Annotated in this window: 8 protein-coding genes; 4 read left to right on the forward strand and 4 right to left on the reverse strand. The window is 57.7% G+C overall.

The window, feature by feature from the left end:
- Positions 1-18 precede the first annotated feature (18 nt).
- Complete coding sequence (locus A3AY_RS0113595; protein ID WP_018326214.1) at positions 19-1062, forward strand: ABC transporter ATP-binding protein; 1044 nt, start codon at positions 19-21, stop codon at positions 1060-1062.
- A 636-nt stretch (positions 1063-1698) separates the two neighbouring features.
- On the opposite strand, the gene A3AY_RS0113605 is transcribed toward A3AY_RS0113595, so the two are convergent.
- Positions 1699-3465 carry an adenylate/guanylate cyclase domain-containing protein gene (locus A3AY_RS0113605; protein ID WP_018326216.1) on the reverse strand — a complete coding sequence of 589 codons (1767 nt, stop codon included), beginning with the start codon at positions 3463-3465 and terminating at the stop codon, positions 1699-1701.
- 768 nt (positions 3466-4233) lie between these two features.
- Between A3AY_RS0113605 and A3AY_RS0113610 the strand changes: the two genes are divergently transcribed.
- Positions 4234-5667, forward strand: a complete 1434-nt coding sequence (locus tag A3AY_RS0113610; protein WP_018326217.1) for a DUF1254 domain-containing protein — start codon at positions 4234-4236, stop codon at positions 5665-5667.
- An 843-nt stretch (positions 5668-6510) separates the two neighbouring features.
- Here A3AY_RS0113610 and A3AY_RS0113615 read toward each other — a convergent pair.
- Both A3AY_RS0113615 and A3AY_RS0113620 read right to left on the reverse strand, forming a co-directional pair.
- Entirely contained in the window at positions 6511-7686 is a 1176-nt protein-coding gene (locus A3AY_RS0113615; RefSeq protein ID WP_018326218.1) for a glycerate kinase family protein, read from the reverse strand.
- 18 nt (positions 7687-7704) lie between these two features.
- Positions 7705-9045, reverse strand: a complete 1341-nt coding sequence (locus A3AY_RS0113620; protein WP_018326219.1) for an SLC13 family permease — start codon at positions 9043-9045, stop codon at positions 7705-7707.
- A 322-nt stretch (positions 9046-9367) separates the two neighbouring features.
- Between A3AY_RS0113620 and A3AY_RS0113625 the strand changes: the two genes are divergently transcribed.
- Complete coding sequence (locus A3AY_RS0113625; protein ID WP_018326220.1) at positions 9368-10978, forward strand: sensor histidine kinase; 1611 nt, start codon at positions 9368-9370, stop codon at positions 10976-10978.
- Positions 10953-11630, forward strand: coding sequence for a response regulator transcription factor (locus A3AY_RS0113630; protein WP_018326221.1), 678 nt, complete (start codon positions 10953-10955; stop codon positions 11628-11630). Before A3AY_RS0113625 ends, A3AY_RS0113630 begins: the two co-directional genes overlap by 26 nt.
- A gap of 464 nt (positions 11631-12094) precedes the next feature.
- Here A3AY_RS0113630 and A3AY_RS0113635 read toward each other — a convergent pair whose 3' ends face one another.
- Entirely contained in the window at positions 12095-12604 is a 510-nt protein-coding gene (locus A3AY_RS0113635; protein ID WP_018326222.1) for a DEAD/DEAH box helicase family protein, read from the reverse strand.
- Positions 12605-13245: the final 641 nt, after the last annotated feature.

Consider the following 13245-nt stretch of genomic DNA (forward strand, 5'->3'; position numbering starts at 1 on the left):
ATCGAGGAGGAGACGACGATGGCATCGGTTACAATCGACAATGCCCGCAAGCAGTATGGCGCCCTTTCCGTGATTCACGGCGTTTCCGTCGACATCGAAGACGGCGAATTCGTCACCCTCGTCGGGCCCTCGGGTTGCGGGAAATCGACGCTCCTGCGGATGCTTGCAGGGCTCGAGGAGATTAGTGACGGTGAAATCCGCATCGGCGGCCGGGTAGTGAACCACGTCGCGCCCAAGGAGCGCGATATTGCCATGGTCTTTCAGAGCTATGCGCTCTATCCGCACATGACGGTCGCGGAGAATATGGGATTTGCGCTGAAGCTTCAGGGCCGCGGTAAGGCCGCTATCAACAAGCTGGTAACGGAGGCCGCCGATATACTCGCGCTCGGGCCATTGCTCGACCGTTTGCCGAAGCAGTTGTCCGGCGGACAGCGGCAGCGCGTCGCCATGGGCAGAGCGATCGTGCGCCATCCGCAGGTTTTCCTTTTCGACGAACCGCTGTCGAACCTTGATGCCAAGCTACGCGTCACGATGCGGGCTGAGATCAAAGAACTCCACCAGCGCCTCAAAACGACGACGGTCTATGTCACGCACGATCAAATCGAGGCAATGACGATGGCCGACAAGATCGTCGTGATGCGCAACGGTCGGGTCGAGCAGATCGGCAAGCCGCTCGAACTTTTCGACCGACCCGCCAACACCTTCGTCGCATCCTTCATCGGCTCGCCGTCCATGAACCTTGTCGAGGGCACGATCGACAGCGGCAGATTAATCTTGGATGGAGCATGCCTTCCACTCCCGGGGGGCCAGGAGTATGCCACCACCAAGACCTACGGCATCCGTCCTGAGCACCTGTCGATCCGAGATGGAGGCGTTCCGGCAACCGTCGTCGTAGTCGAGCCGACCGGCTCAGAAACCCACGTCGTTGCCAAACTGGGAAACGTGGATGTCACGCTGCTTTTGCGCGAAAGAGTGGACCTGCAACCGGCACAAGAGATTTCGATTGCTCCTGATCTCACCAGGGTTCATCTCTTCGACAAAGACGGGCTACGGTTGAACTGAAGCATTCTGTCGTCACCGGACACCTTGAAGAAGCCTGGCAAGGCTCGGATGCAATTCGACGGTCTGGGTTCCTTTTCCTCATCGCTCCGGCTCCTGCAAAGCAGTCGATAGAGGCGATTGCCGGAGACGTCGAGCGGGTTGGCCTGCATGGCATCAACGACGGTCAGGAGGATTTCCTATGGACTGATGAAGGATCGCAAATCCGGCAAAGTGTCGGCGGACAATCTACATTCGTAGGCCTCAGTTGCAATTGGTAGACCGAGTAACCCCGGGCTTTTTCGTGATGCCTTTCTCCCGCGCCGGACTATCTCCGCCAGGTAAAGAATGATTGTCGTCAGGTCGAACTGACGAGGGCGCTCGGCGACGATGAGCATGCGCCGCGTTGTCGAACTGGCGCGAGCTGGGCATCATCGCGCAATGGCCCGCAGCGAACAAGCCGCAGCCGATAGCCGGCGCGTCGGAGATCAGCCATGGCGGCCGTGGCTTTTAACTCCCGGTTTCATTTTGATGCAGTCGAAATCGCGGTCCTCGTTTTGACCCAAACGGCTTCACGTCGGGCAGAGGGAGGGCGTTTCAAAGTGCGGTCCCTTGTGGGATTGACGCGGAGCCGACCGCGACGGAGATGATATTTGTGGGTCATTTCCGCGTAGCGATGTCATGCGCCGCCTGATGGCGGGCTTCCGCTCCCGCTTTGACAAGTCCTTCCCGAAGGTGCTCCACGTCGGACTGTTGGGCATAGTGCAGTGTGGCGAGGAAAGATTCGACCCCAAAATCGGGGAGGAGTGCTCTCACCTTCTTCATATGCGCCGCGGCAGCGATTTCATCGCCAAGCCAGCCGTAGCATGCAGCGATGAATGAGTGCTGGACGTAATCCATGACGGACAGGTGCATGAATGCTTCAATCGCCTCGCCATACTGATGTGCAGCGAAATGCGCTTTGGCTAAGTGGCTCCAAAACCTTTCAGGGTGATGCGGATTCAGCCGCATCGCTTTGCGGATCCATTCGATTCCCTCCTCAGGCCGCCCCAGCCAGGTCAACAGTTCCCCTTGCTGAACCACCACAAGATCGTAGTTGGGATTGAGGGCAAGGGCACGTTCCTGGTGATACTGGGCCGTGGTCAGCGCGTTATTGTTCACATTCACTGCAGCCAGAATGCGATGCACGTCGGCATCATTGTCATCCAGCGCCAAAGCGCGATCGAGCGCAGCAACGATTTCACTCCAGACGGCATCCTTGTCTTCGCACCAGCCGTTGACCCAGGCTTGGCCGAGAATGCACGCCCGCCAAGCATGGGCGTGGGCATAACCCGGGTCGAGCGCGACTGCCCGGTCTATCAAGGACTGCGCCTGCTCATTGTCGGCAAAGGTGCTTCTGTGATGCAGCACCTTTGCGGTCAGCGCGCACTCGTATGCGGCCATGTTTGCTGGTTTTATTCGGGCAAGATGGTCGCGCTGGGCCGCCTCGACGCGCCCGGGTAGGGTTGCCGCTATCGCCGCTGTTATTTCATCTTGGATCGCAAAAATGTCGTCCAGCCTCCGGTCGTATTTATCTGCCCATATATGGGCGTCATTGGCTGCGTCGATGAGTTGGACCGTTACGCGCACCCTTTCGCCGATCTTGCGCACGCTTCCTTCCACCAGGTATTGAGCCCCGAGTTTCTCGGCGACTTCGCGTACGTTTACGGCTCGGTTCTTATAAACGAAACTTGAGTTCCGTGAGATGACGAACAGCTCGTGGCGGCGAGACAACTCGGTTAGAATGTCTTCGGTTAGACCATCCGCGAAGAACTCCTGATCGGGATCACCGCTCATATTGTTAAAGGGCAGAACCACTATTGATGGTTTGGAGACAGTTCGCTTTGCGTCGAAATCCTGGGAAGAGTCGGAGCGCTCAAGACCAAGACGAAACAGGCGAACAGGACGGCTTATATTCTTAAGCGTCTTCTCTCCCAGATCCTCGATGAAAACTTCGAGATGATCGGCAATTTGTGCTGCTACCGCGGCGGTGACACAGATTCCGCCCACTTCGGCCAACTGTTCGATGCGAGAAGCGATATTCACGCCGTCGCCGAAAATGTCGTCATCTTCGAAAATGATGTCGCCCAGATTGATGCCAATCCTGAATTCGATCCGCCGATCCTTTGGCACGTCCGAATTCCGCCGCTGCATGCGCTGCTGGATCTCCATTGCGCACTTTACCGCGTCAGTCACGCTGTGGAACTCCACGAGCATGCCGTCGCCGGTCGTCTTGACGATCCGGCCCTTGTTCTTTGCGATGGCAGGATCAATTAATTCTATCCGGTGTGTCTTGAGGCGGGCGAGCGTACCCGCTTCGTCGGCCTCCATCAGCCTGCTATAGCCCGCCATATCGGCTGCTAGGACTGCGGCTAATCTCTGTTCCATTGATTTGCCAATATAACGAAACGGGCTGTGTTTTCCTTCGGACCGGCCGATCAAAAGGGTCCAATATGATTTTACTGCACCATATCGAAATCGCCTATCTAATGTTGAGGTAAATTTTTATGCTCCGTCATCGCCAAGTCGTGGCTGGTCGAAACAGATGACCTTTGGCATGTGATGCCGGCCAAGGAATGACAAGTTTAGGTCCTGACCCTCTTATGACCGTGGTCAAGGGTGATGCGCGGTCATATTGGTCCCAAGACATCTCGACAGGCTTCACCTGGCCAATGCGCCTCCTGGCCGTGTTTGCAGTGGAAAGCGTAAATTAGTTGGGCAACAAACGTGAGTTGTAACGAGGCAGTGTTGGTGAGCACCGCAAAGGCCTCGAATCTGACCGTTTGGAAACTCTGTGAAATGCCCCCATTTTCGACCGGACAGCCTTAGATTGCTAATTAAAGCAACTTGGCGTGCGGCAATGAGCAAGGCAAATGCTCGGGGAGCAAATTTAAAGAAGGTAATCGAGCACGCGGAAACGCCGGGATGACTGAGAGTAAAAGTCGCCCTTGCCGAGGATCCAGAGGGATCAATGGGCAACCGGGACAGGGTAAGCATCCGGCGAAGGCCGCAGGTCAGGCCGACTGAGCATCCAGCCTCTTGGATGCCCAGCTAGCATCTCGCCAAACCGATCAACCGGACAATTACGTCCAGGGTTCCGAAGCTGCCCTACAGCTCGCGTCGTTTCGACCTGATCGAACAGGAAGGGATAAAAGAATGCTGACGAAGAGAGATCTGCTTCGATCCACCGCGGCGATCGCCGCTGGCGCCGCGCTTGCGAGGCCGAGCCTCCTAATGGCGCAGAGCACCCCCGGTATCATCGAGGCCAAAGACATCGCCGAGGCAGGTTTCATCTACGGCCTGCCCCTCGTGATGAACTATGCCGTCATGTATGAGTACGCGGTAGATCGCACCTCGGGACAGTTCAAGGCGCCGTTCAATGAAATCAAGAATGAACCAAACGTCTTCACCTACAAAGATACGGCAATCGTAACGCCAAACAGCGACACGCCCTATTCCTTCGCGTGGCTGGATTTGCGGGCGGAGCCGGTAGTGCTCTCGGTGCCGGCGATCGACCCGAAGCGCTACTACTCGGTCATGCTCTGCGACGGCAATACCTACAATTACGGCTATATCGGCACCCGAGCCACAGGGAGCGACGCCGGCGACTACATGGTGGTCGGGCCGGACTGGACGGGTGACACCCCGGCGGGCATCAAGCAGGTGTTTCGTTCGAGCACACAGTTTTCGCTTGCGGGTTATCGCACCCAGCTTTTCGGCCCGGATGACCTCGACAACGTCAAGAAGGTGCAGGCTGGCTACAAGGTGCAGATGCTCTCGGCCTATCTGGAGCAGACACCGCCGCGGGCCGCGCCAATCGTCGACTTCCCAAAGATCGACAAGGAACTGGCGAAGACAAACTTCTTCGACTATCTCGACTTCGCGCTGCAATTTGCGCCGGAGCAGGATAATGAGAAGGAGATACGCGCCGAGCTGGCACGCATCGGCGTCGGGCCAGGCAAGACCTTCAACTTCAAAGATCTCCCTCTAGAGAAGAAACTGGAGTTCGGCATTGGCATGAAGGAAGGCCAGCGGAAGGTCGACGAGGCCGTCGCCAATGTCGGTAAGACGATTAATGGCTGGCGGGTTAGCGGTCTTCCAGGTGATAGCGCGCACTACAATGGCGACTGGATGAAGCGTGCCGTCGCTGCTCAGACCGGCATTTATGGGAATGACCCGGAGGAAGCGACCTATCCGTTCACCCGCGTCGACAGCGACGGCCAGACGCTCGACGGCAGCAAGCACAACTATACGCTGACGTTCCCACCCGGTCAGCAGCCGCCCGTAAACGCTTTCTGGTCGCTGACGATGTATGACGGCAAGTCCCAACTCCTGATCGAAAATCCGATCAACCGCTATCTGATTAACTCACCGATGTTGTCGGCAATGAAGACCGACGCGGATGGGTCGCTCACCCTCTACATCCAGAAAGACAGCCCCGGCGCAGACAAGGAGACAAATTGGCTACCTGCGCCCGATGACACGATCTATCTTGTGATGCGCCTTTACTGGCCAAAGACGGAAGCACCGTCCATCCTGCCGCCGGGGGAAGGGACGTGGCAGCCGCCCGGCGTCATCGTGGCGGGATAATTTCCTCGACCGACCGATCTGGCTGGTGCCTCTCTCCTGCATCGCACCCGATGGCAGTTGGCGCCAGCCTTCTAGGACTGACACTCCTGTATGCTCTCCGGGCCGGAAACGCGTTTTAATGTATCCTCGGGAACTGGAGCTTGCATCGGAGCTGCCCTCGGGATCCATCGAAAATGGCGGTCACTTACGGTCCTTGCAGCCGCTTGACCGGCCGTACAGGGCAGGGGGCATCAACGCCCGCCTGGACGATGATTGACTGGATCTCCTGCTGGTCACCGACGCCCACGATCCCGGGATAGCGGCAGCGCTGATTTCCACATCTATCGCGAAGTAGCCCCGGCCGCTTAACATCACCGGGAGGCCATGCTGCAAACCCTGGACAGGGAACCCTGCGCGGAATGCCATTCCATTGATCTGCTCCAACCTAGCTAGACTGTCTAGCTATATACGCCCACTTTCCGATGGGGAGAGGCGCCAATTTCCATCGATCGAGGGTGATTTCGCGCGATTCGGTGTTGTCTTTATAAAGGGAGGGAAGAATAACGTCCGATAAGCCAACCTTATCGGACGTAATTTTATGCCGACGAGCGGTGCGGTTTACGCCCAGTTCGACGCTACAACCGCTCGCTATCCGAGCCAGGGTAGCTTCAGCTCGCCCTTGTTCTGGGACGAGGGGCTGGCCTCGTCCACTGATCCGGCCTGCTATGCAGCCTGCCAGGCGTGATTCAAAATCGTGGCCGCCAACTCAGCCTTGTCTTGCGGCAGGAACCGGCCGTAATGTTTGGCAACCATGTCCGCGGTGTCCTGGATCGCATAGCTTGCCTGCTCATAGGATGTTGCGACTCAAGGCCGCAATACCGAACGCGTTGCAAGCATTAGGCGCACTGCCTGTTCAGCTGCTTCGGCAAGGAGAGTTTCTGTTTCGAGGATCGCGTCTTCTAGCGTACAGGGACGGTTAAGGATGCTGAACACCGCATCAATTCCCATCTCCCGTGTCGTCTCAACGCCCGCACCGACGGTCCCGGCCAAGGCAAGAACCGGTAGCTTGTGGCGTTTGGCCCGACGTGCGATCTCCGCCGGAACCTTACCGTGCCGAGTTTGTCCATCAATCCCGCCTTCGGCAGTCATCACCAGGTCAGTCTTGGCGAGCCTCCGATCGAGTTTAATGTGTCGAAGGATGAGGTCGAAACGGGGATGTAGCTTGGCGAAGGCGAACGCGTGGAGGCCCGCCCCAAGTCCTCCCGAAGCTCCGCCGCCTTTCAACGGCTCGACGTCGATATCGAGATCGCGGCGAACCACCCGGACAAACCTCTGAAGACCTTCTTCCAGAATTGCCACCTGATCCGGCGTCGCTCCCTTCTGCGGTCCGAATACCCGTGCAACGCCGTTCTCACCGAGCAACATGTTGTAGGGATTGACGGCTACGTCGATGTTCACCTTCTCGAGGCGAGCGTCGCGATCAGTAGCATCGATACGGTCAAGCCAACGCAGTGCCGCGCCATTGCCGGCAATCGGTTGGCCGTATCGATCCAGGAGGCGCACGCCAAGGGCCTGAGCCATGCCGGCCCCGGCATCGTTGATGCCGGAATCACCGCAGCCGAGGAGGATGCGTTCGGCTCCAAGGTCAAGTGCCGCGCGGATCATTTCACCGACACCGTAACTGGTTGTTCGCGTAGGATCGCGCATATCCCTTGGCACGAGCCGCAATCCCGCAGCTGCAGCCATCTCAATCACTGCCGTGCGTTTCCGTCGTCCTGAAAGAAGGCCGATAAGAGCATCGACGGGTTGCCCTACCGGACCTGTCACGGTAAGCGGACGCAGTTCGCCTCCCAGCAGATCCACCATGGATTGAACAAAGCCTTCGCCGCCATCGATCATCGGCATGCGTGTGATCTTGGCCCGCGGAAGGGCGTTGCGGACGCCCCGCGCGATCGCGTCTGCGACTTCACGAACGCCGAGCCCTTCTTTGAACCCTGAAGGTGCCACCAGAACACGCAAGCGCCTGTGCTTTTTCGACATCGAAACTCCTAACGCTCCCTACGCCAACATCGATTCGATGGCGGGCCAGATGATCAGAACGAAGACCATGATCAGAAGAAAATGGACGGGTATAAGCACCGCACTCAGCCGAACGAGGTTGCCCGCGCTATAGGCGTTCTCGCCCAACCTCCCAAAGAGCGCGACGGGTTTTGCGCTGACCATCAGCGTCTGGCAAAGGCCTGTCGCCGAGACCAGGGTCAGCATCACCATAACAACATCTGCACCTGATGCCTGAGCAAGGATCAGGGTCGGCGGCAGCAGAATGGACACCCGCGCGGTACGGCTGTGAATGAGCAAATGAGAGAGCAACCCGATCATCGCAACCAGCGCCGTGAACATGATGGAGGATATTTCCCCTGCTCGCAGTGGACGGAACACCATCGTGACCAGAGATTCGTTCAGTCCGGAAGTCACGAAACCATTGGCAAGGCAGATCATCGCGGCGAGAAAGACCAAGAGCGACAGGTCAGCGTCACGGAGGGCGTCCCGAAATGATATTGCTCCGACAGCGGGAATGAAGGCAGCAAGCGCGCCGACAAGCGCCAGGATCGTCGGATCGATCCCATGCATCGGTTCCGTCAGCCAGCCGGTCACCACGGCCGCGGCGATCCAGAAAATAGGCCGACGCCAGAGCGGTCCGCGCTCCAGGTTGCCGGGAGGAAGGGCGAGCTTGGCGCGCCGTTCTTGCTCCGTCAGAAAGAGGCGCAGGATAATGCCGGTCGAAAGAAATGCGCTTGAAGCGGCAAAGGGCAGGCCCAGAACAACCCAGTGAAGATAGCCGATTTCCTGACCTGACAGCCGTCGCACCATGTCGATGGCGACGAGATGTGCGCCAGCACCAATCGGCGAAGCGAAGGCTGACAGAAGCACGACCGTCGGAAACAGCAGCGCGAAGGCTCTTCGCACTCGAGCACTGGTACAGTGCTCGGCAATTGCCGCGTAGGCCGGCACCATCATGGCCGCCCTGCCAGATGTGGAGGGAACGACGAAAGCGGTCGCGAGAAGGATAGCAGTCAAAACGTAGGCAACGGACTGGACGGAGCGCAACCGACCGGCTGCCAGGGCAATGAGCTGGTCGGTAATGCCGCTCGCCTTGAAGGCTGCAGCCAGCAGGAACGATGCCAGAAGAAGCCAGATCAGCTGGTCGCCAAGCGCATTGAACAGAGCTTCGGTGTTGCCGGTGACGAACAACGTCATTGCAACGGCTGCAGTGACAGCAACCAAGGTGTCGTCGAGTGACGTCAAAGTCCACCCGACCAAAGCAAGCATGAGAATCTGCAGCGAACGCCGAGCTTCCAGTGCCAACCCGGAGGCAACAAGCTCGATTGCAATGGTCATCGACACTGCAACGATTAAACTGACCGCCGGACGCCACCGCGTCGACGCCGTAGACGTTCGCGTGCGAGGCAACGTCTGCCCAGATAGGGGCGGCGGCCAAGTTTCTGGCTTCTCCATTAGCAGCTCCGTTTAGCGACGGGGGCGAAAGGTGCCACGCACCGGCCCGCCTTCTGCTGTGCGATCTTAAGCATCGCAGGTTAGAGGACGTTGTCCGGAAGGTTAGAATTTGGTGAGAGCTGCAGAGATTGCGGCGCTAAGCCTTGTCCTGACTCCTCTGATCGGCAATCCTTGGCGACGAGCTCCCAACCAGACACGAGGCATTATGACCGTCCGGCGGCGCATTCTTCTCTTCCAGCTTGTCACCGCCGTCTTTGTCGCGGTGGTTGTCTTCCTGATGCTGATCACCCTCAAGCTGACGGACGATTTCGTAAATCGCATTGACGGCGTTCACTCTCGCTTCGAGGCGATCAGCGAACTTGACGGGCTGGGCAATAATTATGCCGAGCAGTTGGCCGAAGTCCTTCTGCTTGGCGCCGAACAGATGCCGGACTTCCAACTCGCACGGCAGCGAATCGAAGAAGGATTCCGTGTACTTGCCGAAGTGACGCGCAAGGAATTCGTCACGCTTGGAAGCCTCGGCGACGTTCAGCAGGAACTACCGGAAGCAGAATTCGCCGCACGGCTTCATGAGTTCTACCGCGCCATCGATCGGGCGGCCGAACGGGTCTTTAAGGCGCAGACGGCCGGCCAGCAGGATCATGCCGTCGATATCTTCAGGCGAAGCATCGAGTATCGCCTCTCCAACGACTTCGAGACAATGCTCGAAGATGCCCGGCGCGAGGAGCGTGGAGAAGTTGCCGAAGAGCTAGCCCGGGTGAGAAATACCCAACGTACGGTCCTGATCGCTGCGGGAATGGTTTCGGTCCTGGTCATCGCAGTGGGCCTTGGTCTGGGCCTGACGCTCCAGCATTCGATCGCTCGCCCGGTCCGCCTTCTGGCGGCCGGCGCTGAAGCGATTGCCAATGGTGCACTTAATCATCGCATTCAGACGAGCCGCCGTGACGAATTTTTGGTTCTTTCGCAAAGTTTCAACAAGATGGCCGAAGCGATCGAGAGGCAAAGAGCAAGCCTGACATCCGCCCAGGCAAGACTCGAGCGCGAAGTCGATCAACGTACCCGCGAGCTGCGGCAGGCAAATGACCAGCTTCGGTCGCTCGACAGCAAGCGCAGCCAGTTCCTGGCGGATGCAAGCCACGAGCTGCGAACGCCGCTGACCATCTTGCGCGGTGAAGCGGAGGTGGCGCTTCGCGGGCGACCGGGGCTTGCAGCCTTCCGCGATGCATTGAACCGGATTCAGGTGTATGCAGCCGACATGGCACGGTTGCTTGAGGATCTGATCGACTTCACGCGTACGGAGATCGATGACATCACCTATGACTTCGAAACGATCGAGGCCGAAGGGGTGGTCGTTGCGGCCGTTCACGAAAGTGAAATACTTGCCCAACAAAGGCAGATGGAGGTGCAACTCCTCTCAAAAGCGCCACAGCAAATGATCCGGGCAGATTCCAGACGCTTGAAGCAGGCCTTGATGATCGGGATCGATAACGCAATCAAGTATGCGGACCGAGGTGGCAGGATCGACATAGACATTTGTCGCAGCGGTGACGTCTTGGCGCTGACTATCCGTGATCATGGCTGCGGGATCGATCCGGCGGAACTGCCTTTCGTCTTCGACCGATATTATCGCGGAACGAACAATGCCAGTCGTGCAGCCACGGGTCTCGGTATCGGCCTGCCGATTGCCAAGACCATCGTTGAGAGGCATGGCGGCACGATTACCCTTGCGCCTGCGCCGCAGCGCGGCGCAGTTCTCACCATCCGGCTGCCTATCGCAGAAGGGGAAACAGATGCGGATATTGATTGTCGAAGATGACCGGCGCATTTCGGGCTTTCTACGGCGCGGCCTCGAGGCGGAAGGCTATCATGTACAGCTTGCCGAGGATGGGCGTGACGGCCTCGAACGGATCCGTCATGAGAGCGTCGATCTGGTCATACTCGACCGCATGATTCCTTATGTGGATGGCCTTGAAGTGTGTCGGATGATCCGGCAGGAAAGACGTCCCGTGCTCGTCCTTATGCTCACCGCCAAGGAGAGTGTCCGCGACCGCGTGGATGGTTTTCACAGCGGTGCTGACGATTATCTCATAAAGCCCTTTGCGTTCGACGAACTGATTGCGCGGATCGAGGCTCTGCGCAGACGCCGCCCAACGCTTGAGTGCACTGACCTCCTCCAGGTAGGCTCACTGATCCTCGATCCGGCAACGCGCCGCGTCACGAAGTCTGACCGTGAGATCGACTTCACCGTGCGGGAGTTCGAGTTGCTCCGCTACCTCATGCTGAATGCTAACAAGGTGGTCAGCCGTCAGCGGCTGCTGAATAACGTCTGGAACTACGATTTCGATCCCGGAACAAAGATTGTCGAAGTCTATATCCGTTATCTGCGGCGTAAGCTCGGCGGGGGCGATCAGTTGGCTATCCGAACGGTGCGTGGGGTGGGCTATTCTCTTGTCGCGAGCGCATCATAGCGTTGTGTAAATGTAGGAACCGCGGCTGCGGCAAATCTGGATCGCAATCGCTCCATTAGAAGAGCGATCCTTTGACGTCGAAAATTCGGTCGCGTTGGATGAGGATGGTGTCTCACAAAATCAAGTGCTTGCAAAATTGTGAGACACGCGGGCGCAACGCGAGATTATTATGCTTTTCCTCGTAATCGCCCCGCAGAAAGACAAAAAATTACGACAATCTACGAATATCCCTTCAAGGCGAGCATTGCTCGCTTTCGCAATGGCGCCCAATCGGAAATAGAAGATCAACTCGCTGAACGTCGGCTTCGCGCCCGCAAGACGGTCGTTAAGACACCCGGCTTGTCGTTCTGAAAGCTGCCGGTCGGCTACGAAGCGACAATGCCGCCAGTGAGCCATTCAGGCGGCTGGCGTCTTTCCCGCAATAATCGAGTGGTTCCCATCCCATTCACAATACTTTCAGGGCTTCAGGGGAGTTGAGCGAGGATATCGTCGACGATACTCGGGACGGTACCGGCCGTGTCGATATTGATGCCAGCGGGAAGATATTCCCGGGTGTGATGGTAGCGGAGTACCAGCGCCCGCTCGGCCGGCTCGAAGCCCGGCTCATTCGGCCGCCCATCCAATCGTCGGTTCAAGGTCTCAACGTCGATGTCGAGCACGAAAACCTTGTCGAATAGGTCCAGGAATTTGTGGAAATTGCGCGAGCCGCCACAGAAGAAGGTGGCAGGATGGGTGGTGTCGGCAGCAATAGCCCGGACCTTGTCGACCGGCCAGATCCAGTGCGCGTATCCCCAAACCATGCGGTCCGCGCCCGTAGGTGGTCCTGCGAGTGCCTGGCCTGTCTCGGGGTCGCCGACATAGGCCAAGACCCGGTCACCATGGACGACTTGGTAGCCCCGCCGCTCCAGTTCGGTAGCGACAGACGTTTTTCCAGTGCCGGAACCGCCTTCGATCAGATAGTTCTTGATTCCCATAGGCGCCGTTTATCATGGCCTTCAATCTGGTGAGAAGACACCCTACCTGGGAACGCTCCGCCAACGAACTGGCCTGATCAAGGTAGCTTTCGATACTTTCGAATTAGCGGAGAATGTCTGACGGCAACGCGCCGTCATTTCGGTCACTCAGACCGCGTTGACAGTTATCTGGAAGTTGCCGTTCAGTTTCAGCCGTCAGGGTTGTGATGAATGGTTGAGAACGGTGTCCGCCATCGTCGAGTCAAATAGGGGACGGTGTGTGCCGAGCCCGTTGACATACCTCGAACCCCACTATTTATACGTCGTATAAATAGTGGGGTTTAGGATGATCACCGGACACGTATTTATTGCAACGAGCCTTGATGGTTTTATCGCCCGTGAAAGCGGAGAAATCGATTGGCTGCTCAAGCACGANCAAGCTGGCGAGGATCATGGCTATGACGACTTCATAAGAGATATCGACGTTATCGTAATGGGGCGGGGCACTTACGAAGCGGTTCGAAGCATGGGNGACTGGTTCTATACCCGCCCGGTACTAGTTTTGTCCGAACAGCTTGCGCAACAAGAGGTGCCCTCCGAGATTCACGGAAAGGTGCGCTTTTCGGACAAGACCCCTGAAGAAGCGATGGCGATGCTTCAAT

The organism is Rhizobium giardinii bv. giardinii H152, from assembly GCF_000379605.1.
In the GTDB taxonomy this organism is placed as follows: domain Bacteria; phylum Pseudomonadota; class Alphaproteobacteria; order Rhizobiales; family Rhizobiaceae; genus Pararhizobium; species Pararhizobium giardinii.

Coding starts and splice junctions, on each gene's coding strand:
- A3AY_RS0113595 (WP_018326214.1), top strand. CDS start 19: ATGGCATCGGTTACAATCGACAATGCCCGCAAGCAGTATGGCGCCCTT.
- A3AY_RS0113605 (WP_018326216.1), bottom strand. CDS start 3,465: ATGGAACAGAGATTAGCCGCAGTCCTAGCAGCCGATATGGCGGGCTAT.
- A3AY_RS0113610 (WP_018326217.1), top strand. CDS start 4,234: ATGCTGACGAAGAGAGATCTGCTTCGATCCACCGCGGCGATCGCCGCT.
- A3AY_RS0113615 (WP_018326218.1), bottom strand. CDS start 7,686: ATGTCGAAAAAGCACAGGCGCTTGCGTGTTCTGGTGGCACCTTCAGGG.
- A3AY_RS0113620 (WP_018326219.1), bottom strand. CDS start 9,045: ATGACCATTGCAATCGAGCTTGTTGCCTCCGGGTTGGCACTGGAAGCT.
- A3AY_RS0113625 (WP_018326220.1), top strand. CDS start 9,368: ATGACCGTCCGGCGGCGCATTCTTCTCTTCCAGCTTGTCACCGCCGTC.
- A3AY_RS0113630 (WP_018326221.1), top strand. CDS start 10,953: ATGCGGATATTGATTGTCGAAGATGACCGGCGCATTTCGGGCTTTCTA.
- A3AY_RS0113635 (WP_018326222.1), bottom strand. CDS start 12,604: ATGGGAATCAAGAACTATCTGATCGAAGGCGGTTCCGGCACTGGAAAA.